General features: G+C 49.7%; 19 protein-coding genes, 4 pseudogenes and 1 riboswitch. Of the genes and pseudogenes, 17 read left to right on the forward strand and 6 right to left on the reverse strand.

Translation table 11 applies throughout. The features are described 5' to 3' along the window. Nucleotides 1–23: 23 nt before the first annotated feature. Both uvrC and AAFJ72_RS06810 read left to right on the forward strand, forming a co-directional pair. Nucleotides 24–1,805 (forward strand): excinuclease ABC subunit UvrC, encoded by a 1,782-nt coding sequence (gene uvrC, locus AAFJ72_RS06805; protein WP_122904973.1) that lies wholly within the window; start codon nucleotides 24–26, stop codon nucleotides 1,803–1,805. A gap of 86 nt (nucleotides 1,806–1,891) precedes the next feature. Continuing rightward, nucleotides 1,892–2,079, forward strand: a riboswitch (Lysine riboswitch). 350 nt (nucleotides 2,080–2,429) lie between these two features. Beyond that, entirely contained in the window at nucleotides 2,430–3,671 is a 1,242-nt protein-coding gene (locus AAFJ72_RS06810; protein WP_122904974.1) for an aspartate kinase, read from the forward strand. Nucleotides 3,672–3,779: 108 nt separating this feature from the next. Here AAFJ72_RS06810 and AAFJ72_RS06815 read toward each other — a convergent pair whose 3' ends face one another. Continuing rightward, nucleotides 3,780–4,235 carry a DUF2507 domain-containing protein gene (locus AAFJ72_RS06815; protein WP_432776538.1) on the reverse strand — a complete coding sequence of 152 codons (456 nt, stop codon included), beginning with the start codon at nucleotides 4,233–4,235 and terminating at the stop codon, nucleotides 3,780–3,782. 330 nt (nucleotides 4,236–4,565) lie between these two features. On the opposite strand from AAFJ72_RS06815, the gene AAFJ72_RS06820 reads away from it, so the two are divergent. Genes AAFJ72_RS06820 through sdhB form a run of 3 tightly spaced genes read left to right on the forward strand, consistent with a single transcriptional unit; the run spans nucleotide 4,566 to nucleotide 7,720 of the window. After that, nucleotides 4,566–5,177, forward strand: a complete 612-nt coding sequence (locus AAFJ72_RS06820; RefSeq protein ID WP_122904976.1) for a succinate dehydrogenase cytochrome b558 subunit — start codon at nucleotides 4,566–4,568, stop codon at nucleotides 5,175–5,177. Between the two features lie 18 nt (nucleotides 5,178–5,195). Further along, nucleotides 5,196–6,953, forward strand: a complete 1,758-nt coding sequence (gene sdhA, locus AAFJ72_RS06825; RefSeq protein ID WP_122904977.1) for a succinate dehydrogenase flavoprotein subunit — start codon at nucleotides 5,196–5,198, stop codon at nucleotides 6,951–6,953. Nucleotides 6,954–6,970: 17 nt separating this feature from the next. Continuing rightward, complete coding sequence (sdhB, locus tag AAFJ72_RS06830) at nucleotides 6,971–7,720, forward strand: succinate dehydrogenase iron-sulfur subunit (RefSeq protein ID WP_122904978.1); 750 nt, start codon at nucleotides 6,971–6,973, stop codon at nucleotides 7,718–7,720. Nucleotides 7,721–7,751: 31 nt separating this feature from the next. Here the strand turns inward: sdhB and AAFJ72_RS06835 are convergent, their stop codons facing one another. Further along, on the reverse strand, nucleotides 7,752–8,213 hold the full coding sequence (locus AAFJ72_RS06835; protein ID WP_432776540.1) for a MarR family winged helix-turn-helix transcriptional regulator: 462 nt from the start codon (nucleotides 8,211–8,213) through the stop codon (nucleotides 7,752–7,754). Nucleotides 8,214–8,391: 178 nt separating this feature from the next. On the opposite strand from AAFJ72_RS06835, the gene AAFJ72_RS06840 reads away from it, so the two are divergent. The 6 genes from AAFJ72_RS06840 (at nucleotide 8,392) to AAFJ72_RS06865 (ending at nucleotide 15,962) form a co-directional block, all read left to right on the forward strand. Next, on the forward strand, nucleotides 8,392–12,156 hold the full coding sequence (locus AAFJ72_RS06840; protein ID WP_432776541.1) for a S8 family serine peptidase: 3,765 nt from the start codon (nucleotides 8,392–8,394) through the stop codon (nucleotides 12,154–12,156). A gap of 99 nt (nucleotides 12,157–12,255) precedes the next feature. Further along, on the forward strand, nucleotides 12,256–12,618 hold the full coding sequence (locus AAFJ72_RS06845; protein ID WP_246005796.1) for a hypothetical protein: 363 nt from the start codon (nucleotides 12,256–12,258) through the stop codon (nucleotides 12,616–12,618). A gap of 79 nt (nucleotides 12,619–12,697) precedes the next feature. Then, nucleotides 12,698–13,156, forward strand: a complete 459-nt coding sequence (locus tag AAFJ72_RS06850) for a chemotaxis protein CheX (protein ID WP_122904982.1) — start codon at nucleotides 12,698–12,700, stop codon at nucleotides 13,154–13,156. 307 nt (nucleotides 13,157–13,463) lie between these two features. Then, nucleotides 13,464–14,327, forward strand: coding sequence for an ABC transporter permease subunit (locus tag AAFJ72_RS06855; protein WP_432776542.1), 864 nt, complete (start codon nucleotides 13,464–13,466; stop codon nucleotides 14,325–14,327). A gap of 37 nt (nucleotides 14,328–14,364) precedes the next feature. Beyond that, complete coding sequence (locus AAFJ72_RS06860) at nucleotides 14,365–15,288, forward strand: ABC transporter permease (RefSeq protein WP_432776543.1); 924 nt, start codon at nucleotides 14,365–14,367, stop codon at nucleotides 15,286–15,288. Between the two features lie 452 nt (nucleotides 15,289–15,740). After that, nucleotides 15,741–15,962, forward strand: coding sequence for a helix-turn-helix domain-containing protein (locus AAFJ72_RS06865; RefSeq protein ID WP_003387736.1), 222 nt, complete (start codon nucleotides 15,741–15,743; stop codon nucleotides 15,960–15,962). A gap of 248 nt (nucleotides 15,963–16,210) precedes the next feature. Here AAFJ72_RS06865 and AAFJ72_RS06870 read toward each other — a convergent pair whose 3' ends face one another. Beyond that, complete coding sequence (locus tag AAFJ72_RS06870; protein WP_432776544.1) at nucleotides 16,211–16,513, reverse strand: IS3 family transposase; 303 nt, start codon at nucleotides 16,511–16,513, stop codon at nucleotides 16,211–16,213. Here AAFJ72_RS06870 and AAFJ72_RS06875 point away from each other — a divergent pair. Continuing rightward, nucleotides 16,413–17,630, forward strand: a pseudogene (locus AAFJ72_RS06875) (IS256 family transposase). The gene AAFJ72_RS06870 and the pseudogene AAFJ72_RS06875 sit on opposite strands and share 101 nt — an antisense overlap. Nucleotides 17,631–17,824: 194 nt before the next feature. Here AAFJ72_RS06875 and AAFJ72_RS06880 read toward each other — a convergent pair. Next, nucleotides 17,825–18,798, reverse strand: a pseudogene (locus tag AAFJ72_RS06880) (IS3 family transposase); the annotation flags it as partial. Between the two features lie 256 nt (nucleotides 18,799–19,054). Here AAFJ72_RS06880 and AAFJ72_RS06885 point away from each other — a divergent pair. Beyond that, nucleotides 19,055–20,219 (forward strand): annotated as a pseudogene (locus AAFJ72_RS06885) (IS5 family transposase); the annotation flags it as partial. 154 nt (nucleotides 20,220–20,373) lie between these two features. After that, on the forward strand, nucleotides 20,374–21,186 hold the full coding sequence (locus AAFJ72_RS06890) for a phosphoribosyltransferase-like protein (RefSeq protein WP_432776545.1): 813 nt from the start codon (nucleotides 20,374–20,376) through the stop codon (nucleotides 21,184–21,186). On the opposite strand, the gene AAFJ72_RS06895 is transcribed toward AAFJ72_RS06890, so the two are convergent. After that, nucleotides 21,095–22,249, reverse strand: a complete 1,155-nt coding sequence (locus tag AAFJ72_RS06895) for an IS256 family transposase (protein ID WP_432777157.1) — start codon at nucleotides 22,247–22,249, stop codon at nucleotides 21,095–21,097. The genes AAFJ72_RS06890 and AAFJ72_RS06895 overlap by 92 nt on opposite strands. A gap of 49 nt (nucleotides 22,250–22,298) precedes the next feature. Between AAFJ72_RS06895 and AAFJ72_RS06900 the strand changes: the two genes are divergently transcribed. The 3 genes and pseudogenes from AAFJ72_RS06900 to AAFJ72_RS06910 form a co-directional block, all read left to right on the forward strand. Continuing rightward, on the forward strand, nucleotides 22,299–22,871 hold the full coding sequence (locus AAFJ72_RS06900) for a phosphoribosyltransferase-like protein (RefSeq protein ID WP_432776546.1): 573 nt from the start codon (nucleotides 22,299–22,301) through the stop codon (nucleotides 22,869–22,871). A gap of 20 nt (nucleotides 22,872–22,891) precedes the next feature. Then, nucleotides 22,892–23,542, forward strand: coding sequence for an NADAR family protein (locus AAFJ72_RS06905; protein WP_432776547.1), 651 nt, complete (start codon nucleotides 22,892–22,894; stop codon nucleotides 23,540–23,542). 27 nt (nucleotides 23,543–23,569) lie between these two features. After that, nucleotides 23,570–23,668 (forward strand): annotated as a pseudogene (locus AAFJ72_RS06910) (helix-turn-helix transcriptional regulator); the annotation flags it as partial. 122 nt (nucleotides 23,669–23,790) lie between these two features. Here the strand turns inward: AAFJ72_RS06910 and AAFJ72_RS06915 are convergent. Next, nucleotides 23,791–24,006, reverse strand: coding sequence for a PLDc N-terminal domain-containing protein (locus AAFJ72_RS06915; RefSeq protein ID WP_432776548.1), 216 nt, complete (start codon nucleotides 24,004–24,006; stop codon nucleotides 23,791–23,793). Nucleotides 24,007–24,166: the final 160 nt, after the last annotated feature.

Below are 24,166 nucleotides of genomic sequence, written 5' to 3' on the forward strand. Positions count from 1 at the left end.
AGAAGAAAATGGAGGGAGCAGCCATGAACCGTACGTTGAAAGACAAACTGGCTGTGCTGCCGGAAAAGCCCGGCTGCTACCTGATGAAAAATGCAAGCGGGGAAATTATTTACGTCGGAAAGGCCAAGGTGCTGAAAAACCGCGTGCGCTCGTACTTTACGGGAAGCCACAACGGGAAGACACAGCTTTTGGTCAGCGAGATCGCGGACTTTGAGTATATCGTGGTGTCGTCTGCCATCGAGGCGCTGCTTCTGGAATGCAACCTCATTAAAAAGTACGATCCGCGCTATAACGTCATGCTTCGCGACGACAAAACATATCCGTACATCAAAATTACAAACGAAGCGCAGCCGCGGCTGGAAATTACCCGAAAAGTGCTAAAAGACAAGGCGAAGTATTTCGGTCCGTACCCGAATGCCGGCGACGCGTCCGAGGTGAAAAAGCTGCTCGATCGGCTCTATCCTTTGCGAAAATGCCGCAACATGCCCAAGCAGGTATGCTTGTACTACCATTTGGGCCAATGTCTCGCCCCCTGTGTGTACGAGGTTCCGGCTGAGGAAAACCAGCGTTTGGTGGATGAGATCAGCCGCTTCCTCGACGGCGGACATGAGCAGATGAAGCAGCAGTTGACGGAAAAAATGCTCCAGGCCGCAGAGGCGATGGAGTTTGAGCGGGCCAAGGAATACCGCGATCAGATCAGGAGCATCGAAGCGGTGATGGAAAAGCAGAAAATTACGTTCACCGACACGGTCGACCGCGACATTATCGGCTTTGCTGTGGAAAAAGGCTGGATGTGCATTCAAATTTTTTACATGCGCCAGGGCAAGATGATCGAGCGCCAGACGACCTCCTTTCCGTACTACGGAAGCGAGAGCGAGGACTTCATGTCGTACGTCACCCAGTTTTACTACGACAAGCAAAACGCGCTGCCCAAAGAAATTTTGCTGCCGGAGGAAAGCGAGCCGGAACTGCTCAGTGAATGGCTGGGAGTCAAGGTGTTGACGCCCAAGCGCAGCAAAAAGCGCGAGCTGGTGCAGATGGCTTGTGAAAATGCGCGGATTGCCCTGCAGGAAAAGTTCGCCCTGATGTCCAAGGACGACGCGCGGACGATTCAGGCGGTGCACAACCTGGGGCACATCCTGGGGATCGGTGTCCCTCACCGGATCGAGGCGTTTGACAACTCGAACATTCAGGGGACAGAGCCGGTGTCGGCGATGGTGGTGTTTACAGACGGACGACCGGACAAAAAGGAATACCGCAAATTCAAAATCAAGACAGTGGAAGGGCCGGACGACTACGGGTCCATGCGCGAAGTGATCCGCAGACGCTACTCGCGGCTGTTGCGGGAAAACCAGCCGATGCCCGACCTGATCGTCATCGACGGGGGCAGAGGACAGATCGGAGCCGCCATGGACGTGCTGGAAAACGAGCTGGGCCTGTACATCCCGGTCTGCGGCCTGGCCAAGGACGAAAAGCACAAAACCGCGCAACTGATGTACGGCGATCCGCCGGAGCCGATCAATCTGAAGCGGGACAGCTACGAGTTTTATTTGCTGCAGCGCATTCAGGACGAGGTGCACCGTTTTGCGATTACGTTTCACAGGCAATCCCGGTCGAAGACGATGCTCTCTTCCCAGTTGGACGAAATTCCCGGCATCGGCGAGAAGCGGCGCAAGCTGTTGTTTACCCATTTTGGCTCGCTGAAAAAAATGCGCGAGGCGACGGTCGAAGATTTCCGGCAGATCGGGATCGGCGACAAGCTGGCAAAGCAGATTATCGCCCATTTGCGCAAGCTGGAGACATGACTTTTTTGCAAAAAAGCAATTGAACCGCTCGGATTCCCATGATATAATGCCTTTCAAACAGAATAGTTAGCCTCACTTCCCTGATGAAGTGAGGTAGAGGCGCGAAAACCAAGAGTACCACCCTGAGATCGGGTATCTGTGAAGGGAGCGGGAAAGGGGAATTCGCCGAAGTGTGGAGGAAAACCCGTGCTTCTCCATGCTGGGTCTGCATTGAACAAGTGCAGGACTGTCATCTGGCTCTTAAACCGGCGTCAGATGGAGTGCTATCTCACGGTGTCAATGTGAGCGTTGATAGGTGTTGTCCTGTCATGTGCTGCATTGTTCGCGTGTATTGGGAAGGAGGAACCGGTATGTCGATACAGTAGGCAGCGGCAGGTACTTATTCCTTGTCGGTGCCTTTTTTTACTGAATCGGAACGTATCAAACGGCAAGAGCAAACAAGCCCGATTCAGCAAGAACAACCATCCGCTTAAAGGGAGATCGCTAGGCGTCGATGGTAGTCTCTTATAAAGTGCAAAGTGACAGGTAAAATTTTTCGGAAACAAACGGCGAAAACAAGCTAATAAAACGAGAAAAAACGATACATTCTACAAACATTGGAAATGGAAAAGGGAGAGAAGCCGCATGGGGTTGATCGTGCAAAAATACGGAGGCACCTCTGTAGGGACCATTGAGCGAATTTTACGAGTTGCGGACCGAATTATCAGCTACAAAGAGGAAGGGCATGACATGGTAGTCGTCGTGTCTGCGATGGGCAAATCTACGGACGTTCTGGTAGATATGGCCAAACAGATCAGCGCCTACCCTTCCGAGCGTGAGCTGGATATGCTGCTGACCACGGGGGAGCAGGTATCGATCGCTCTGCTCGCGATGGCCTTGCATTCCAAAGGCTACGATGCCATCTCTTTGACTGGCTGGCAAGCCGGAGTGACGACGGAAGCCATTCACGGCCGGGCGCGGATCAAACAAATCGATCCAAAGCGCATTCAGGCAGAGCTTGCGCGAGGCCGCGTCGTGATCGTGGCAGGTTTTCAGGGTCTTAGCGACGAAGGAGAAATTACGACGCTCGGCCGCGGTGGATCGGATACATCGGCGGTTACGCTGGCAGCCAGCCTGAATGCCGACAAATGCGAGATTTTTACAGACGTTTCCGGCGTTTATACGGCAGACCCGCGGGTGGTGCCGAAAGCAAGCAAGCTGGATACGATCTCGTATGACGAAATGCTGGAGCTTGCCAATCTCGGCGCAGGCGTCCTGCATCCGCGTTCGGTAGAGGCTGCGAAAAAATACAAGGTACGGCTGGTGGTCCGCTCCAGCTTTACTGCTGAAGAGGGTACGTACGTTGAGGAGGTTGCCAACATGGAAACAGGAAGAGTAGTAAGTGGAGTCGCGCATGACGAGGATGTCGCCAAAGTTACGGTTGTCGGGATGCCGGCAAAGGTGGGGACTCTTTCCCGCCTGTTCAACACACTCGCAGACAACCAGGTGAACGTCGACATCATCATTCAAAGCTCCTACGAAGCCGCTGTCACGAATATTTCGTTTACAGTCGCGGGAGATGACTTGAAAAAGGCACTGGATACGCTGGAAAACAACAAAGCAGAGCTGGGCTTCGACAAAGTCGACTTCGAGCAAAACCTGACCAAAGTGTCTATCGTCGGCTCCGGCATGGTGAACAATCCGGGTGTCGCCGCAGAAATGTTCCGCGTTTTGGCTGAACAAGAAATTTCCATTAAAATGGTTTCAACGTCCGACATCAAAGTGTCCTGCGTCATTCCTGCCGGGCAAACCGAGCTTGCCGTCCGCAGCCTGCATACGGCATACGGGCTTGACGTGGAACAGACAGCAGTCGTGCACGGCCTGTAAGAAGCGAATGCTCCCTCGCCCACTGGCAGAGGGGGCATCTTTTTAACGCAAGTATTTCAAGGGGCGTCAGAAGCAGAGGGGCATCCCGAACCCGAGGGGGCATCGCGTTTACTTTTGCGTCCACACCTTGATGAGAATGCGGGACAAGCTTTCGATCTCCAGCTGTGAGGACGTGTCCTTGCCCTTCCATCGCTCAATGCTGCCGGCAATGATTCCGGCTTCCAGGGACAAGGTGCGGCTGAGCCGCTCGGGCGTCTGATAGGCATGGATGGTGTGTGAGAGCTTGTACACGATTTCTTCTTCCGACTCTTCCAGAAGATCGAGCTGTCCCAGCCCAAGGCGGATAAACGGCAGAATCGGGCCGGTGGAAGACTGGATCGGAATTTTCCGGCCGATGTCTTTTCCCAGCCAGTACAAAATCGGGCTTTCGCTCTCTCCGAGCAGCGTATTCGTCAATGTTTCGCGGAGCAGATGGTAGCCGAGATAGGGCATGTGCATACGTTCGGTTACCGGAATCGTTTGGGGCGGCAACAGGGCTGCCAGCTGATCGGTATCTTTCATCATGCTTCCCTCCTGTCTGTACCAGATTATGAGAGGGAGGCTTTCTTCATGACCGATTGAGAGAAGATTGCGAGAAAAAATAGTGTAACTAAACACAGTTATTCTATCAATGTATTTAGTCTACTGATTGTCTTGACGCTCTCTGTAGACAAGAGTACAATTGATTTGGTCAAAGTTTTGCCCATCTTTTTTCCGTATTTTGACACATTCTGACTAGGTTAGGCGTGAGAGGTCCAGAGGCTTTTTTGCATGTCTAACGAGTCAGGCAATGGGTTAGGATATGGGGGAAAGATCTATCATGAGCGCTATATACACTGAAAGGGGGACCATTGTATGGCGAAAGGCCATAGCTTTCTCAGTCACAAGCTGCACTCACTTCTTGGTTTGTTTCCGATCGGGCTCTTCCTGCTGTTCCACTTGACAGCCAACTACCAGGCGACCCGTGGAGCCGAAGCATTCAACCAGACAGTTGGTCTGATTGAAAACGTTCCGCTTCTGCTGGTAGTTGAATTCGTTTTCATCTACATCCCGATCCTGTTTCACGCTGTTTACGGTCTGTACATCGCGTTCCAAGCGAAGCACAACGTAGGGAACTTCGGTTACTTCAGAAACCACATGTTTCTGTGGCAACGGGTAACAGGTATCATTACCCTTATTTTCATTGTCTGGCACGTATGGGAAACTCGCATTCAGAAGGCATTGGGTGCATCTGTTGACTTCGACATGATGGCAAACATTTTCAGCAGTCCAGCAATGATCGTATTCTACACAATCGGGATTATCAGCACGGTTTTCCACTTCTCCAACGGACTATGGTCTTTTTTGGTTCACTGGGGAATTACGGTTGGACCGCGTTCCCAACGAGTTGCAACATATTTAACTATGGTCGTCTTCGTGGTTGTAACCTTCATCGGATTGCGTGCGATGTCGGCTTTCATTCTGTAGGGATAGGGGGACTAAATCATGGCAAAAGGTAAACTTATCATTGTCGGTGGTGGATTGGCCGGCTTGATGGCTACTATCAAAGCTGCAGAAAAAGGCGTTCCCGTTCAGTTGTTCTCCCTGGTTCCGGTAAAACGTTCCCACTCTGTATGTGCACAGGGCGGTATCAACGGTGCGGTAAATACCAAAGGGGAAGGCGACTCCACATGGGAGCACTTCGACGATACAGTTTACGGTGGAGACTTCTTGGCTAACCAGCCACCTGTAAAAGCAATGTGCGATGCAGCACCTGGAATCATCTATATGCTGGACCGGATGGGCGTCATGTTCAACCGTACACCAGAAGGTCTGCTTGACTTCCGCCGTTTTGGTGGTACCAAACACCACCGTACTGCGTTTGCAGGCGCAACAACCGGACAACAGCTGCTGTACGCGCTGGACGAGCAAGTACGCCGCTATGAAGCAGAGGGTCTTGTAACCAAGTACGAATACTGGGATTTCCTCGGAGCCGTTCTGGACGAAAAAGGAACCTGTCGCGGGATTACCGCGCAAAACCTGCGTTCCGGTGAAATTCAATCGTTCCGCGCAGATGCCGTTATTTTGGCAACAGGCGGCCCTGGTATCATCTTCGGTAAATCGACCAACTCGATCATCAACACAGGTACAGCAGCGTCTGCCGCTTACCAGCAAGGCGTAATCTACGCCAACGGTGAGATGATCCAGATTCACCCGACTGCGATTCCTGGCGACGACAAGCTGCGCCTGATGTCTGAATCCGCGCGCGGTGAGGGCGGTCGTGTATGGACGTACAAAGACGGTAAGCCTTGGTATTTCCTGGAGGAAAAATATCCTGCCTACGGAAACCTGGTACCGCGTGACATTGCGACTCGCGAAATCTTCTCTGTCTGCGTAGACATGAAACTGGGTATCAACGGCGAAAACATGGTATACCTCGACCTGTCCCACAAAGATCCAAAAGAGCTGGATGTAAAACTGGGCGGTATTATCGAGATTTACGAAAAATTCGTAGGGGACGACCCGCGCAAAGTACCGATGAAGATTTTCCCTGCCGTTCACTACTCCATGGGCGGAATGTGGGTAGACTACAACCAAATGACCAACATCCCTGGTCTGTTCGCAGCGGGTGAGTGCGATTACTCCCAGCACGGCGCAAACCGTTTGGGTGCAAACTCCCTGTTGTCCGCGATCTACGGCGGTATGGTTGCCGGTCCAAAAGCGATCGAGTACATCAACGGTTTGAACCAATCTTCGGATGACCTGTCTTCCACTCTCTTTGACAGCTACACCAGCAAAGAGCAGGCGAAATACGACAACATCCTGAAAATGGACGGAACGGAAAATGCTTACCTGATCCACAAGGAGCTGGGTGAGTGGATGACCGATAACGTAACGGTAGTTCGTTACAACGACCGTCTGCAAAAAACAGATGAGAAAATTCAAGAGTTGATGGAGCGCTACAAAAAAATCAACATCAACGATACGAGCAAATGGAGCAACTCCGGAGCTTCCTTCACCCGTCATCTGTGGAACATGCTCGTTCTCTCCCGTGCGATTACAATCGGTGCGCTCATGCGGAACGAGAGCCGCGGCGCTCACTACAAGCCGGAATTCCCAGAGCGTGATGACGAGAACTTCATGAAGACAACGATGGCGAAGTTCAATCCGGAAACAACGGCGCCAGAAATCTACTACGAAGACATCGATGTTTCGTTGATCCCGCCACGGAAACGCGACTATACATCTGACAAGAAGAAGTAAGAGAGGAGGAAACGGACATGGCAGAAAAATTGATTCACCTGATTATTACTCGCCAAGACAGCCCTGACAGCACTCCATACAAGGAAGAGTTCAAAATCCCGTACCGTCCTGGCATGAACGTGATTGGTGCGCTGATGGAGATCCAACGAAATCCAATCAACGCGCAAGGCCAAAAAACCTCTCCGGTCAACTGGGAATCGAACTGCTTGGAAGAAGTATGTGGCGCTTGCTCGATGGTCATCAACGGAAAACCACGCCAGGCTTGCTCCGCACTGATTGACAAACTGGAGCAGCCAATTCGCCTGGAGCCAATGAGCACGTTCCCTGTACAGCGCGACCTGTCGATTGACCGCAGCCGCATGTTCGATGCGCTGAAACGGGTAAAAGCATGGATTCCAATCGACGGTACGCATGATCTGGGACCAGGTCCGCGCATGCCGGAAGTGGAACGCCAATGGGCGTACGAACTGTCCAAATGCATGACGTGCGGGGTTTGCCTGGAGGCTTGCCCGAACGTGAACGCGAAGTCCGAGTTCATTGGACCGTTTGCCATCTCGCAGGTTCGCCTGTTCAACCAGCATCCAACTGGTCAAATGAACAAACATGAGCGTCTGGAAGCCTTGATGGGAGACGGCGGTATCGGTGATTGCGGTAACTCGCAAAACTGCGTGCAAGCTTGTCCAAAAGGCATCCCGCTCACTACCTCGATTGCGCATATGAACAAAGAAACAACCAAACATGCCGTGAAGAAGTTCTTCTTCTCCTAATCGGTTGGAAAAAGAAAAAGGCGTGCACCGGTTATCCGGAATGCACGTCTTTTTTTCTTGCGTCAGCGACAGCGGCGGCTGCCAGTTTTTCAAACAGGTGCACGAACTGCTCACACTCTTCTTCGCTGAGATGGGAAAACAATTGCCGAAGTGTTTCCAGCCGTGCCTGCTTCGCCTGGGCCAAAATTTTTTTCCCGGGTTCCAACAGGCTAATGTGGACGACGCGGCGGTCTTCCTCATTGCGATCCCGGCTGACGTAGCCGTGCTTGTCCAGCCGATCGATCATCGCGGTAATCGCACTCGGCTTGACCATCATGGAATCGGCCAATTCTCCGACGGTACATCTTTGCCGTTGTTCCAACTGATAGAGAATGTAAAATTGCGCGCCTGTCAATCCGGGAACCGGCTCTGCCATTTGCGGTCCCAGGGTGCGCATAATAGTGCGAAAAGCTTCTTGCAGGCGGTCAATGGATTCGGTGGAAGGAGAAGACATGCTGATTTCAGCTCCTTGCAGCGTAGTTGCATAAAATTTCGGATGAAAAATATTTAACGCATTTAAATATAGGCGGATTCACCTGTTTTGTCAACCTTCGGCAAAAGACGGGAATACCCAGGCGGCTCCCAGTGAAAACTGATACATAATGGGTGTACTTCCAACAAGGGGGCAAACGATGAAAAAACAGGTGATGAGCTTAGGGTTAGTGTTGGTTTTGCTTCCCGTAACGACAGTGGGCCATACAAGGGCGGATGTTTCCGCATACGGCGACGCCATCAGCTTGCACAATGTGGTCATGCGCGATTTGGCGGAAATGAAGGAGCAATCACATACAAGTCATGCGACGGGCGAGGCTGAAAATCGTGTTCGGGCCGAATGGGCCAACGAGTGGCAGCGTTCCGAGCATGTCGTCATGGGCGAAAAGGCGGCAACTGCCCCATCGTCAACATTGGAGATGATCGAAGCAAAGCGCGCCTGGCAGGAAGCAGGGGTCAAAGGGGAAGGAATGCTCATCTCGGTCATAGATACCGGGGTGAATCCGCAGCACCCTGATTTGCCGCCGCCGCGCGACAAACGACTGGCTGTGCAAAAGTCAGGCTCAGCGCAAAAAGTGATTCCGGGCTTCAACTGGGCAGACCGCAATCAGACCACCGAGGACGTAGCTGAATCACAGCACGGCATCCATGTCGCGGGCATCATCGCCGCCAACGGCAAAGTCAAGGGCGTCGCGCCGGAATCGCAAATCTTGAGCCAAAAAGTGTTTTCCAACTACCAAGGGGAAGTACCGGGCTTGAGTGAGTCGATCTTGTTTGCCATTAACGATTCGATCGCCAAAAAAGCCGATGTCATCAACCTCAGCCTTGGTTCCGCCGCCGGATATGTAGACGAGTCGAACATCGAGCAAATGGCCGTGAAAAAGGCGGTGGACAACGGTGTCATTGTCGTGGCGGCAGCGGGGAACGACTCGTACTTCGGCAGCGACAAAGTAAGGGCGCAAAATCCGGATGTCGCGATGATCGGTTCTCCTGGCCTTAGCCCGGATGCGTTTTCTGTCGCTTCCGTCAACGCGACGACACTTGCCGGCCACAGCTTCAGCGTTCAGGGAGTGCCAGGGCTGGAACGCGTCGTCTACTTGCCTGGCCACGTGGAAGGCGGGTCTGCGCTCAATCCGATTGCGTCTTTGGTGAAGCCGTATCCGCTTGTTTACATGGGAAAAGGAAAAAAAGAAGACTACAACGTATCGGTCAAGGAAAAAATCGTGCTGCTGGAGCGCGGAGATACTACCTTTGATGAAAAGCTCCGCCTTGCCAAAGAAGCGGGAGCCGTCGGCGCGATTATTTACAACAACGAGCCAGGGCCGCTCATCATTAGCGCGGAGCATTTGAAGCAAATTCCGGCGGTGGCGGTGCTGAAGCAGATGGGCGAGCAGTTGGCCCAAGCGGTGAAAAAGGGGAAAAAAGTGACAGTCACCTTCGATGGCGAATACGCGCAAAACCCGATGCCCTACCCGGACGGAGGAACGATTTCCGGCTTTTCCTCCTGGGGGCCGACTCCGGACCTGCAGTTCAAGCCGGAGATTGCGGCACCGGGCGGAGGGATTTTGTCGCTCGTCCGCGATTCGGAGTACGCCGTGAAAAGCGGTACCTCCATGGCGACACCGCACGTAGCAGGCGGGATGGCGCTGCTTAAGCAGGCTTACCAAAAGCAGGGGCGCAACCTGCAAGGCAGAGCGCTCGTCGAGACGCTGAAGGCAGCGGCGATGAACACAGCCGAACCGATCCTGGACCCACGTGTGAGCGAGGCTGCTTCCGACAAGGCCAAAGGGAAAAAATACCCGTACAGCCCGCGCGTTCAAGGGGCAGGCTTGCTGCAAATCGCCAAAGCGATCCAGACACCGGCGGTCGTAGTCGATGGCAAAGGCAAGGCAGGTGTCTCGCTGGGCGAGATCGGGAACACGACGACGTTTTCCCTGTTTGTCGATAACAAGTTCGGGAAAAAGCCGATCACGTACCAGCTCCAGGACGAATTTGGCGTCATGACCGACTTGCGCAAGGACGGCTTGAACATGCTCACAGCAACCGCGCTCACAGGAGCGCAGCTGCGCTTTTCCGCACCGAAGGTAACGGTGGCGCCTGGCAAGCGTGCCGAGGTAAAGGTAACGCTCACCATCCCGCAGGGAGCAACCCGCAATCAGTTTGCCGAAGGGTTTATCTCGTTTGCACCAGAAGATAAATCGTTGCCGGTTTTGCGCGTGCCTTACTTCGGCTTTTTCGGCGACTGGGACGAGCCGCGGATCATGGATCAGCCTTTGTGGGAGGCGGGCAGCCAGGAAAAACGAACCGGCGTCAAAACGACCTGGTATCACGACAAGCGCAACGACAAATGGCGCTACCGCGATTATTTGGGCGTGACCGGGGTAAAAGAAGACGGAACCGTGCAGATCGATCCAGGCCAGATTGCCTTTTCCCCGAACGGAGACGGACACTACGATGTCGCAGCTCCGTCGATTACGTTTTTGCGCAACGCCCGGCAAGTAGTCGTGGAGGTAACGGATCAGTCCGGCAAGCCTGTACGGACATTGGTGCGGGACGAGAAGGTCAGCAAGTACGATCAGTCCAAGCTGGGCACGCCTTACTACTACACCGAGCGGGAGGCGTGGAGCTGGGATGGCAAAATTTTTTCGCCGCAAAAAGGCAGCTATGTGCAGGCGCCGGATGGAGCCTATCAGTTTGTCATCAAGGCGAAAATCGACGGGCGCGATGCCAATTGGCAAACGATGACGCTGCCGATCCGGGTCGACACGAAACCGCCTGTCATCACCGTTTCGCTGTCCGGCAACAAGGTGCAGTGGAGCAGCCGCGATAAAGACGTGCAAGGCTATCTGCTTTACGTAAATGGAAAAAAAGCAGGTGGCCCGTACTCGCCGAAAATTACCAGCACCATCATCAATCAGCCGGAGAAAAAAATGAGCGTAGTCGCCTTCGATTACGCCGGGAACATCAGCGTGGCGAACATCAACGGGAAAAGCGATACCATCCCGCCGTTCGTGGAATTCCCCGACGATCTGTTCAGCTACCTGAAAATATCCAGACAGCCGGATGTCGCTTTGCGCGGGAAGGTAACGGGCGAGGAACTGCTTGATCGGGTGCGGCTGTCAATCAACAAGACACCTGTGAAGCTGGAGACAGACGGCTCGTTTGAAACGATTCTCCGGCTGCAGGAAGGGCTGAACTACGTGGTGTACAGCGCTTCTGACATGTACGGCAATACGCGGCAGTTCACGCAACGAATCATCGTCGACACGACTCCCCCGATGCTCCAGCTGCAAAACGACGGGACAGAGGACATTCAGTATGACCCGGCAACGAAAACGATGCTCGTTCCGATTCGCTTCCAGTACCGCGATCAGACGTACAAAGGACAGGCGAGCGTCAACGGCCAGATTGTCACCAATTTTGAGGAAGACCAACTGGAAATCCCGGTTCTTAAAAATTTGACACATATTTTGCCAATGAAGCAAGGAGAAAACCGCGTCCTGATCGAAGGAAAAGATGGAGCAGGCAACCAGAGCACACTGCTGTTGTACGCGTACGTGGATGCGAGCGCAGGTACGGTCGTACTCAGCCAGGGTGAGCAGCGGCTGAACTACCGGGCGAGGCCAATCGCTGCTCCCACAATCAAGCTGGTGAACAAACAGGTGGAAGGCCGGGAAGGCGAGGCCCTGCCGATTGAGGGCAAGGTGACGGGAGCCGGTCCAATCAGCTTGCGAATCACGTACGGAGAGAAAATGGTGCCTGCCGACGTCAACGACCGGGGTGGGTTCCGACTGGTACTGGACCGGATTGAGGAAGGCAAGCAAAAATTGACCGTAGTTGCGACGGATTCGCTGGGACGGGAAGCGCGTGCCGAGGTGAACGTAATCGGGAAAAAGAGGCAGTAGGGATGGCCCGGTACAGCGGATGAACGCTTGTGCCGGGCCTGCTCTTTTGGAGGGAAACACATTTCGATGTTTTATCACGGAATTAAGTGGGAATATGTAATGAGAGAGTTTCCGCTGCTGTCGCCGAGAAGACGTACCGGGAAACGCGGCAAGGAACAGAGGATGGATCGGCTGCACCTGCTGCAGCAGTTTGGCCTGGAGCCTGTCCACCTGCTCGAAGCTGATGAGAGCTACCCGGACGAGCGATGCATCAGGGAGTGCCTGGCGTTTGGCGATACGGTATTTGCGTTTGAGCGGCTCGGCTTGCCCATGTGGCAGCTAAGCAGGCATGAGGTCGGGGTAGAAGTGCTTGATTTGCGCACCTGCTCAGCTATTTATACCAAAAGGCATGATGCGAAAGTAGAGGATTTGTTTCCTGGAGTTTGTGGAGATAGTGACCTTTTGCCTATTAACTTTTTGTGAGAGTCTTGCATCTGCCAAATGTCGACATTATGATAGTCCTATAGCAGAGATAATTGCCCGGGAAAGGAAGAGATCGCAAATGATAGTCCAATACCTAGATCCGTTTCTTGAATCAGCCTCCTCTGTGATTCAACAAGTGTGCAACGTGGGGATTTCTCGGGGGGAACCAGCTGAAAAAGAATGGAGCAATTCGGAAGGTCACACCTGGCTTCGTATCGGGATGACAGGTCAATTGCAAGGTGACGTGTTGTTTGGTCTGCAAGAGGAGTTGGCTTTGCGTATTGTCTCTGCCATGATGGGTGGTTATCCTGTGCAGGAGATGGATGAGCTCGGAAAAAGTGCGATTTCCGAGTTGGGGAACATGATCTCAGGCAACGCAAGCACGCTTTTGTCCAATCGCGGAGTGTTCGTTGACATTACGCCGCCATCGTTTTTGCAGCATCATGATTTGCAGGACGTGTCAGGGACAGCGCTGACAGCTCCGCTCGAACTGCACGACATGGGGCGAATGGAAATTCAAATGATCGTTATTCGGTAGAGGCGGCTAAAGGCCGTCTTTTTTTGTATAGGAAGGAGTTTTTGTTTTCGGATCCAGCAGAAGGGCAGCATAGCGAGGCATCGAGACTTCGGACAAAGCAAAAAAGCAAGACTTGTGCCTTTTAAGAAGGAGAGAGTCGTTGACGATTGTTGTGTGCAACCAGGCTGGTTCATGCCTATCCCCTTCATTTTGCATGCGCTTGCATGATCTATTATCTGAAATATAAAAAAACATAAAATATTTTTGGTTGTGTAGATGATTTTTTATAGATGGTGTATTGTTGGAATTAGTAAGGGGGTAGGAGTGCTTGTCGTATGTGAAACAACTGCTTGGGATGTTCTTCCTGGTGATCGTCGTCTGTGGCGGGCCGTTTATGCTATATACGGTGAAAGAAGAAATTGTCTTCGAGCCGGGGGCGATCGTCGTTCACACCGTCTATTTGATCCAGCAGTTGGCGAGTGGTTCTCTCGGGACGTACTATTTGGGCGAGAATGAGAGAAGCATTGCAGAAGATATTGTTCCGTTTGCCTTGAATACGTTCAAGCTGCTGTTTTCCAGTGTCAGCATCGCGGTTGTGGCCAGTCTCGTATTCGGCTTGTTTTTGCAGCGCTTCCGTGCGGTTCGTCAACTGCAAAAGATATTGAATCTCGTATCCACGATTCCTGATTTTATTCTGATTTTTATGTCTATTTTGGCAGCTGTTGCGTTTTACAAGTGGACGAACATTCGGGTTATCACGTTGTCGCCTACCAGCGATTCTACCAACGACTGGTTTCCGATGACGCTTCTCGCCATCGGGCCCACCATTTTTTTGATGAAGGTAGTCAGTCTCAAGTACGCGCAAATCGGCGGCGAGGACTACATCAAGACAGTGCTCGCCAAAGGGATGGGCATCTGGCACGTGCTCATCCATCACGTCTACAAAAATATCAAGCCGTTTCTCATCGCGGATTTGAAAAAGACAATCGCCATTACCGTAGCGAATCTGTTCATCGTGGAGTATTTGCTCAACGTGGTCGGGTTGACCCGCTTTATTTTCAGCAAAGGCGGCGGCTACCAGTTTAACGCGGCGGTGATGGGGCTGCTCGGGATTATTTTGCTCTCGCTTCTGGTCTACGTGCTCATCCGCGCGGCTTTGTACTTGTTTGAACGGGTGGTTGTTTACAAATAACGCAATTTTTATTCGGAACGAGTGAGGTTTGTCTTCTATGCAAAAACGATTCAACTGGTCTTTGTGGACAGGCAGCATCCTGGTGACCCTGCTCGTCATCATCGGTCTGATCGGGCCTTATATCGCGCCGTATGATCTGGACTTTCAAGAAAAGCTTCGCAACGAGGTCGTAGATGGCAAAACGGTCATTATCGCACCGCCGCTGCCTCCATCTGCAGAGCATTGGCTGGGGACGGATAAATGGGGGTATGACCTGCTGACCATGCTGCTTCACGGTGCGCCCTACACCGTGTTCGTCACGCTGGCGGTGGCCGCCGTGCGCCTGTCGATCGGAACCATTCTCGGTCTGTACATTGGCGTGCAGGACAAGCCGCAGCGGTGGTGGCTGGCGATTGAAAATGCCTGGAGCTACATGCCCATTTTCATTCCGGTCTACTTTTTGCTGATGGGAATCAGCATCAATTCACAGCTGCCGACGTCAACCCTTGTTTTGTTTTTCGTCCTGGTCGTCGGCATACTGGGGGCGCCATCTGTCGTTTCTTCCATCCGGCAAAAGACGGAGCAGATCAAGGAATCGCAGTACGTTCTTGCCGCCGTCTCACTCGGAGCGGGCCGCGAGCAAATCATTTTCCGGCATATTCTCCCGCATTTGAAGGAGCAGATCATCATTATTTTGGTGACGGAAATGGTTGCGATCATGACCTTGATGGGGCTTCTGGGGATGTTCGACCTGTTCGTGGGCGGGACGAAAATGACGACGGACCCTGTCCTGTTTCACTCGATTACGCACGAGTGGGCAGGGTTGCTCGGATCGTACCGAGGATTTGTGTACAGCAATTACACCTGGATTTTCCTCACACCGCTCGCTGCCTTCGTCTTTGCGGTCGGCTCGTTTACCCTGCTGGCAAAGGGATTGCGTGAAAAGTATGAGCAGACGTATCACCGGACGCCGTTTATTTAAAACTGGACGGTAACGCATGAAAGCCCCGATCAGGAATGGATCGGGGCTTTTGGCTGTGATTTGTCCCAAGGCAAGCATGCCCGCAAAGCAGCCGAAAAAGGAGCGGGTAGGAAGGGAGCAGCAAGCACGCTACTTGAATAGGCTGAAGTGTTGGGGGCGGTGTTGGCCTAGGGTTCCGACGCCAGCCTTCCCAAGCCGTCGGGACGGAGTCTGTTTGAAAAAGAGTCGACTCGCCTCCCGTCGATACGAAACAAATTTCCGGATGGCGAGATAGCAAACACGTTTCTTTGGTGGTGTTTCGGAACCCATTGCCCATTTTCTGAATAGGATGTAAGGCAAAAGCCTAAAACCTTGAAATTCCGGCACCATCACCCACCCCCCATCATAGGATAAGGTGACTCTGTAATCCCTCAACCTTGTTCCTGTAGAGCCCACAAGGAGGGGTGGCACGATTGAAGGGTAGCGACCAAACCAAGCCGTTGTTAACGAATCGCGAAAGAGAAGTGTTTGAACTCTTGGTCCAAGATAAGACAACAAAAGAGATTGCCGGACAACTCTTCATCAGCGAAAAGACTGTGCGCAATCACATCAGCAATGTCATGCAAAAATTAGGTGTCAAAGGTCGATCTCAGGCAGTAGTCGAACTCGTTCGACTTGGTGAACTAGAGATTTGAACCCAGTCCACCCAGCCTCCCTTTTCTTCCCATGGTCGGAAGGGAGGGTTTTTTTATTTTGGTGCACGGTGCACAGAATCTGAGTAGAAAGGTGGGGGAAAAAGGAAAAGTGAAACTATTTTTGTGAATGCAAATCAAAAAGTTGCCCTTTTTTGGGGGCAAACGCTCATCATCGAGTTAACCACCTACGATGCTTTATTTCACACAATGTAGCATTTTATTTCCTAGCCTGGATTGTCAACACTAAATCAGACAATTTTTATAAGGGCTTCTTGGCGATACTGAACAGGCGTCATATAGCCTAAGGTGCCATGAATACGATGCTTGTTAAACCAGTTCACGTAATCGGATAATTCCAGCTCCAGATGACGAAGACTCTGGAAGTTCATCTGGAGAGCGTAAAAAGTTTTGTGTAAATGGTTAAACTTCCCATTAAGGAGATGATCATTTATGCAAGACAAAAGAGACATGACGATCAAGGAGTTAGCGAAGGATTGCCGTACCATCGAAGACGTGCACACCATGCTGAAAGATTTGTTCCGTGACACCATCCAGCAGTTGTTTGAAGCTGAAATGGATGCCCATTTGGGCTATACCAAACATAGTACCGATGGGGATCATTCAGGAAATAGTCGGAATGGGTATAGTAAAAAGACGCTAAAGACAAAGTTCGGGAACACAGAAATTCGTGTGCCTCGTGACCGTAACGGCGAATTTGAACCTCACATTGTGAAGAAGCATGAAACTACCACAAATGGCTTGGAGGAGCAAATTATCGCACTCTATGCTAAAGGAATGTCTACACGAGACATTGAGGAACACATGAAGGATCTGTACGGAATCGATGTATCTCCTGCGATGGTTAGCAAGGTGACCGACAAGATTATGCCAATGGTGGCAGAATGGCAATGCAGACCGCTGGATCGGGTTTACCCCATCGTGTTTCTGGATGCCATCCATTTTAAAGTCCGTCAAGAAAATCGAATCGTCAACAAAGCAGCTTACAGCGTTCTCGGCATTTCGATGTCTGGTCATAAGGACATTTTGGGCATCTGGATCGGCGAGCACGAAAGTGCGAGCTTCTGGCTCAATGTGTGCACAGATCTGAAAAGTCGTGGTGTAGAAGACATCTTGATCGCCTGCAAGGATGGACTGGCGGGCTTCTCCGAAGCAATCAACGCAGCGTTCCCAAGAACACAGATTCAATTGTGCGTCATTCACCAGATTCGCAACTCGATGAAATATGTACCGTTCAAGGAAGAAAAGGCCGTTTTGGCAGATTAAAAAAAAGTCTATCAAGCTCTTACGTTGGAAGAGGCCGAATCAGCATTTGCCATGTTCAAAGACAAGTGGGGGAAGAAGTATCCCATCATTATTCGCTCCTGGGAAAGCAACTGGCTTGAATTGACCGCCTATTTCAGCTATCCCCCCGAAATCCGTAAGATGATTTATACAACGAATATTATTGAGGGGTATCATCGGCAACTTCGTAAGGTCACCAAAACAAAAACGGCGTATCCAACCGACGATGCCTTACGGAAAATCATCTATCTGGCAACCATGGAGGCTTCAAAGAAATGGACCATGCCCCTTCGAAGCTGGAAAGAATGTATATCGCAACTGGCCATCCATTTCGGAGACCGCTTGCAAGGGGAACTATCTGCATAAAGGGGCTGTTGGGGCGGCTTGACATGGAGCCTCTGCGGGCATGATTCTTTGCGATTGGGCGATGCCTGTAAATCACTGCATCGCATGGCTAGCGAGCCTATCATGCCCGCCCCTCCATGTAAAGCCGTTGAAGTAGCCATTCACCTGTTAAAAACCCATTTACACAAAAAAATTTACATTCCCTTCATCTGATTCACAAACTCTGTTTTCATGATCTTGTAGGTGGCTTCTGCCACAGCGTTGTCGTACGGACAGCCCTTCATACTTAGTGATCGGCCGATTCCAAACGTCTCCAAAAGCTCATCCATCTTTTGATTGTTGAACTCGCTACCACGGTCAGTATGAAACCACTGAATTTGGCGTAAATCACCTTGTACCGTCGCAAAAGCGCGGGAAATCAGTGCAGCGTCCTTGTTCGGACCTGCACTATGCCCAATAATTTCTCGATTGAATAAATCGACCAACACACAAATGTAATGCCATCGGTTCTGGACCTTCACATACGTTAGATCGCTGACGACGAAGCGTTTTGCCTCCTCCTGATCGAATTCTCGATCCAGAACATTTCCCGTCGTTGCTTCATTACAAGCGGTTTTATGGGGCTTATATTGAGCCACGGTATAGGTGGAAACGAGTCCTTGCTCTTTCATGATCCGACCAATCCGTCGTCTGGAGACGACGAGTCCGCGTTCCTGGAGCTTAACTTTGATCTTTCGTGTCCCGTAGGCCTTACGATTCTTTTGGAAAATCTCCACAATCGCTTCGGTTACTTCCTCTTCCTTTGCTCGTTCTTTCGCTTCATAGTAGAACGTACTTCTTGCGATTTGCAGGACGTCGCACATTGCTGATACCGAGTATTTATCACGATTATTCTTTATGATAGCTACTTTCGTCCCATGATCAGCGCGGCTTGCTTTAAAATATCTACCTCCATTTTCAGACGTTGGTTCTCTTTTCGCAAAGCAATCCATTCCTCTTCTTCTGATGAACGATTGTCCTTTTCCTTGAAAGAACCGGTTGTCTGTGCTTGCTTGATCCAGCGGTCCAGGGCAGAAGCTGTGAGGTCATATTCCTCCACAATTGCCGCTCTTGTTTTTCCGTTTTCATACAGCTTCACCATTTGAGTTTTAAACTCGGTTGTGAACGTGCGACGTTGTTTTTTAGGCATTGTAGAGATCCGCTCCTTAACATGATAGGTTTATTCTACAAGCCCTTATTTTTTCTGTCCAACTTAGTGTAGCCGATCCAGCCCAAGGCTCATCAAGGATAAAGGGTAAACCCCTTGCTACACAAGCCCTTGACGAGCTTCGGCTCCTCAAAAATCTTTGCAAATAGGTGAGAACTTGATGAGTTTGTTTAATCTGTCATGTGGGTAACTTTATGTTGAGCAAAGTGTCAACATTTTGACGAACGTTCACAACCCGTCGCTCATGACGCATTTTCGCAAACGTCTGGGTGAGCAAGTTCTCCGCGAAATCAACGAGATCATCGCCGTCGAGGCCGCCAAATCGACATCAGATTCCGACCGTGACGATGAACCGAAATCCGGTAGAAACTCCAAAGGGAAACGTACGACCAAGCGTCACGCAACATCCCAGGAAGATCCGAACCAGGGTGTCTTGTTGCTGGATGCCACATGTGCCCCGGCGGATGTGGCGTACCCAACCGATTTGAACTTGCTGAATGAGGCGCGTGAGAAACTGGAGGAGATCATCGACACGTTACATGCTCCGCAGATTGGTCGTGCCCGCAAACCACGGACTTATCGGGGGAAAGCACGAAAGGAGTACCTGGCCGTGGCCAAACAGCGTCGTGCAAACGGCAAGGTGATTCGTCGAGCGATCAGCAAGCAACTTCGGTATGTAGCACGTAACCTTCAAATTATCCGCAACATGGCCTCACGGCAGCCGTTGACACTTTTGAGCCGGAAACCATATCGCGACTTGCTTGTGATTCAGGAACTGTATCGACAGCAACGCATGATGTTTGAACGCAAAACGCATCAGATCGAAGATCGAATCGTGAGCATCCATCAACCGCATGTCCGCCCGGTCGTACGCGGCAAAGCGAAAGCGCGAGTAGAGTTTGGCGCCAAAGTATCGGTCAGCATGGTGAACGGCTATGCTTTTCTGGAGCGTCTGTCATGGGACAACTTCAACGAAGGGGTGACGCTGATCGAATCTGTAGAAGCGTACAAGAGACGCTTTGGTTGTTACCCGAAGGCGGGTACTCGCTGATCAAATTTATCGCACCCGGGAAAACAGGGCATTTTGCAAAACGCACGGAATTCGTTTGAGCGGTCCTGCGCTTGGCCGTCCGGTACAAGGCGAAGAAGCGACGGAACAACGGCGAGACGCAAGACAAGATGCACGTAAACGCAACGCCATTGAAGGCAAATTTGGTGAGGGTAAGCGCACGTATGGGCTTTGCCGTATTCGAACATGCCTTGCGAAGACAAGCGAAACCGTCATCGCGCTACAACTCCTGGTGATGAATCTCGAGCGCAGGCTGCGGGATCTTTTTGCCTTCTGGTTAAACCGCCTTCTTTCGTATAAAATTCCTGGTTTCGGAAACGTTTTTGTGGTTTGAAAACCGTTCAGCAGACTCTAATTACGTAAGGAGGTTTTTTTTGTTTATTCGACAAAATGTTACAAATTTTTTAAGTTTCATTTGATATTTTTGATTCAAAAGCACTGTATATATGCCTTTTTGTTAGTTATTTAGTTATAAAGGTGGGGTTAGCTTGAGTGTCAAAGTAAACGAAAAACTGATTAATTCAATCGTAGATACCGTTAAAGATTATCAAGGTGGAGGGATTATCACACCGGAACGTGTCCATAATTGGATTAACCAATTCGATGATATATATCGTGAAACAATCCTATCCGAATTAGATTTAATACTGAAGAAATATTATGTTTCGAGGGATGCAGCTAAAACTTACTTGGAAAGTCTATTGGAAAAAGAAGAAATATTCGGCCATGACTTTGAGAATAATTATGATAAAGTAAGATTCTTAAATATTCAACTTAAGGGAAATAGTCAAAAGGAACTTTTGGAGCTTTTTGACGAGCTTCTAGTAGAGAAGTTTGGTATCTATACAGAAGAATGTGGCAATAGCCCAGACTCTGATGTATACATATATTTAGATGACTGTTTTTTTACTGGAAACAGGGTTCACAGAGATATTGAGGCTTGGGCTAACGAAGCAAAAGAAAATTCAACACTTCATCTGATTTTTTTTGGTTTATATAACGGGAATTTCGACTACGTTTACAAACAACTTCAAAAGATTCTAGGGAGTCTTTCAAGATTTTTGTGTAAACGTGAAAACGATGCTTCATATGTCGGGCTTGACATGGAGCCACTGGCGGGCATGAGTTCTTGCGATTGGGCGATGGAGAAGATCACACCATCGCAAGGCAAAGTAGCCTATCATGCCCGCCCCCTCCATGTAAAGCCCTTCATCGAATCTGTACCCGTTCTGGGAAATGTACAGTCAACTGGAGAAGGATTTGCCCCCAATTTTGGACCCGCCCTGTCCACTTCCGAATGACATCCATCGTCGCCAAATATAGCATTTTGAGTAGCGATTCATCCGTCGGAAAGATACTTTTTCCCTTTGTCACCTTCCTAAGTTGTCGATGGTAGCTTTCGATCATATTCGTTGTATAGATGAGCTTGCGCAACTCAGGGGAGTACTTGAAAAAGGTCGCCAGTTCATCCCAGTTACTCCGCCACGACCGGACAATCAGGGGATACTGTTTTCCCCAGGTCTCCTCAAATTGATCCAATTCCAGGAGAGCCGCCTCTTCCGTTGGGGCCGTATAGATCGGACGCAAGGCCGTAGTAATCTTCTTCAAATCCTTGTACGACACATATTTGATGGAATTGCGGATCTGGTGGATGATACATTTTTGAACCTCCGTTTGCGGATAGCTGGCTGCAATGGCTTCGCTGAAGCCTTTTAAATTGTCTACACAGATAATCAAAATGTCCTGAACGCCACGATTTCTCAGATCCGTCAACACATGTAGCCAGAACTTGGCTGACTCGTTTTCTCCGATCCAGATGCCAAGAACGTCCTTATAGCCTTCCAAATCAATGCCAATGACCATATAGGCGGCTTTGCTGATAATTTGCCCGTCCTGTTTTACCTTAAAATGAATGGCATCCATGAAAACAACGGAATACACACTTTGCAGCGGGCGATTTTGCCATTCCTTGATAAGAGGTAACAGTTTAGCTGTTACGTTGGAGATAAGGGTCGGGGATACCTCAAGTCCATACAGATTGTGCAAATGATCCTGAATATCCCGTGTGCTCATGCCTTTGGCGTACATAGAGACGATTTGATCTTCAATACCCGTTACATGTCTCTGGTGTTTCTTGACAATCGCAGGTTCAAATTCTCCAAGACGATCACGGGGAATCGTGAGATCCAACTCCCCATACTCAGACGTAACCGTTTTTTTGCTATAGCCGTTCCGACTGTTTTTCGTCTGCTTCTGCTTGCTGTCATGCTTGGCATAGCCCAATTCGGTATCCAATTCGGCCTCCAACATTTCTTGCAGTGTTTCTGCAAAAATGTCCTTCAGGGCTTTTTGAACATCCTCCATGGTTTGCAAGTTGTGTTCTTTGATAAGTTGGCGCAGCTGGTCTTTTGGAATGAGTCCCAAGTGTTCTCTCAACCTCACTTTGTTTCATTGTAATGGAATGTGGAATGAGAGTTTACACAAAATATTTTACAGTCCCATTCTAGGTCCTAAAAATATTAAGTTTACTTTTTGGCGTTTTCATGAGTTTCATTTAGATAGGTGGGCAAAAGGGAAATTTGAATGCTGTTGGCCGACAAAGATCGAAAACAATTCGTTAATCGATGATTTTATTAGCTTCTTGGAAGAGGAAAGACGTAAGAAAAACTGGAAGCCTTTTAATTTTTTTAGGGACCCAGATAAACCAACGAATGAAACTCTTTTTAGCTCACTTGAAGCAAGGTATCTGGTTGAAAAGGCATTTTTGGAGAAGGGGATAGAAATATTTAATCTCTCTGAGAATCCAAACCATTCAATGATGCCAATGGGTTATAATTTTAATTGTACCTTGGGATTTGGTTCGCTTTTTATTACATACAGAAATATCCCTAATAATTGTCCGTTAGTCTTATGGTGGGGTGATCTGGATAAAGAATATCCACTCAACCAATGGTTACCACTATTTCCACGTAGGACTAATTGGTGACGAACGGAGGTTTTCTAAGATTGAAAACCGAGATGGAAAAAAGAGTCTATAAACGTAGTGAAGCAATAGTATTTAGAAAAACAAAAGAGGAATTTGGTGGATTATCTAATATGGCTTCAGGATTTCCAATTAAAATTGGGAAAATCAGTATTTACTCCTCTGAAGCATTGTATCAGGCATGTAGATACCCAGATAACCCTGAAATACAAAGAAAAATAATTTCTGAAAAGAGTCCAATGACAGCAAAGATGAAAAGTAAGGCATTTAGGGAGTATTCAAGAAAAGATTGGGACGACATTCGGATACAAGTGATGAGATGGTGCATAAGAGTGAAATTACTACAAAATTGGCAAAGCTTTTCTATATTGCTTTTATCAACGAAGAACCTACCGATTGTTGAGGAATCTAAACGAGATGCATTTTGGGGAGCGATTCCTCATAGTAATGAACTGTTGGTAGGTACTAATGCACTTGGCAGACTTTTAATGGAACTTCGTTCAGAGATGATTAGTTATTGGGAAGAAGGTTTATATACATTAAAACCACCGAAAATAGATAACTTTAAACTGTTAGATGAGTATGTACCTGGCATTTCTGTTGAGATTACTCAAATTAGCAGTCGGGATAAAAGAGAAGTGAATATTCAGCAGACGTTGTTTGACCTTTGTTAATTCGAGCCATTTTTGAAATCTGTGTGTGTTTCAAAACACATCACGAATGTCATGCAAAAATCAGGTGTCAAAGGTCGATCTCAGGGAGTAGTCGAACTCGTTCGACTTGGTGAACTAGAGATTTGAACCCAGTCCACCCAGCCTCCCTTTTCTTCCTATGGTCGGAAGGGAGGGTTTTTTTATTTGGGGAAGTGGGGTGTGAATGTTCGGCAGATTTCCGCCTTGGCAGAAGCGAGAGATTTTTTTGCCTAATCCTTCCGTATAATCAAATACACAATCAACCCGATCACCGGGAAAAAAAGCAGCGCAATCAGCACAATAACGGAAAATTCCTTGCTGTTGCCTCTGCGCCGTGAATCGCGGTAGGCCCAGATGCTGATGAGGATGTTTATCACGTTAAAGAGCAAAAACAACAGCAAAGGCAGTAGCATCACGAGCGTTGGGGAATCGAGCAAAAAATTCATCAATCGAATCACCTGCTTTGTCGGATAAGTCCTGTATCTTTTAATCATACCAAAATTTGGTTGATTCTGCATGTCCAGGCACTTTTTCTACAAGTAGCGGCTCTCGCGCCATTTTGTCTCGTATTCTTTTTTTCCTTCAATCCAGCAAAAGCCTTGCAAC

The organism is Brevibacillus gelatini (genome assembly GCF_050920745.1).
GTDB lineage: Bacteria > Bacillota > Bacilli > Brevibacillales > Brevibacillaceae > Brevibacillus > Brevibacillus gelatini.

Bases quoted from the DNA above. Each gene is read 5' to 3' on its own strand.
- AAFJ72_RS06915 (WP_432776548.1), bottom strand. From the start codon at position 24,006: ATGAATTTTTTGCTCGATTCCCCAACGCTCGTGATGCTACTGCCTTTG.
- AAFJ72_RS06900 (WP_432776546.1), top strand. From the start codon at position 22,299: ATGAGTCCCAAGTGTTCTCTCAACCTCACTTTGTTTCATTGTAATGGA.
- AAFJ72_RS06810 (WP_122904974.1), top strand. From the start codon at position 2,430: ATGGGGTTGATCGTGCAAAAATACGGAGGCACCTCTGTAGGGACCATT.
- AAFJ72_RS06860 (WP_432776543.1), top strand. From the start codon at position 14,365: ATGCAAAAACGATTCAACTGGTCTTTGTGGACAGGCAGCATCCTGGTG.
- AAFJ72_RS06820 (WP_122904976.1), top strand. From the start codon at position 4,566: ATGGCGAAAGGCCATAGCTTTCTCAGTCACAAGCTGCACTCACTTCTT.
- AAFJ72_RS06870 (WP_432776544.1), bottom strand. From the start codon at position 16,513: ATGGTGTCACGGAACAAATCTTTCAGCATGGTGTGCACGTCTTCGATG.
- AAFJ72_RS06840 (WP_432776541.1), top strand. From the start codon at position 8,392: ATGAAAAAACAGGTGATGAGCTTAGGGTTAGTGTTGGTTTTGCTTCCC.
- sdhB (WP_122904978.1), top strand. From the start codon at position 6,971: ATGGCAGAAAAATTGATTCACCTGATTATTACTCGCCAAGACAGCCCT.
- AAFJ72_RS06835 (WP_432776540.1), bottom strand. From the start codon at position 8,213: ATGTCTTCTCCTTCCACCGAATCCATTGACCGCCTGCAAGAAGCTTTT.
- uvrC (WP_122904973.1), top strand. From the start codon at position 24: ATGAACCGTACGTTGAAAGACAAACTGGCTGTGCTGCCGGAAAAGCCC.
- sdhA (WP_122904977.1), top strand. From the start codon at position 5,196: ATGGCAAAAGGTAAACTTATCATTGTCGGTGGTGGATTGGCCGGCTTG.
- AAFJ72_RS06895 (WP_432777157.1), bottom strand. From the start codon at position 22,249: ATGGAGGATGTTCAAAAAGCCCTGAAGGACATTTTTGCAGAAACACTG.
- AAFJ72_RS06845 (WP_246005796.1), top strand. From the start codon at position 12,256: ATGAGAGAGTTTCCGCTGCTGTCGCCGAGAAGACGTACCGGGAAACGC.
- AAFJ72_RS06815 (WP_432776538.1), bottom strand. From the start codon at position 4,235: ATGATGAAAGATACCGATCAGCTGGCAGCCCTGTTGCCGCCCCAAACG.
- AAFJ72_RS06850 (WP_122904982.1), top strand. From the start codon at position 12,698: ATGATAGTCCAATACCTAGATCCGTTTCTTGAATCAGCCTCCTCTGTG.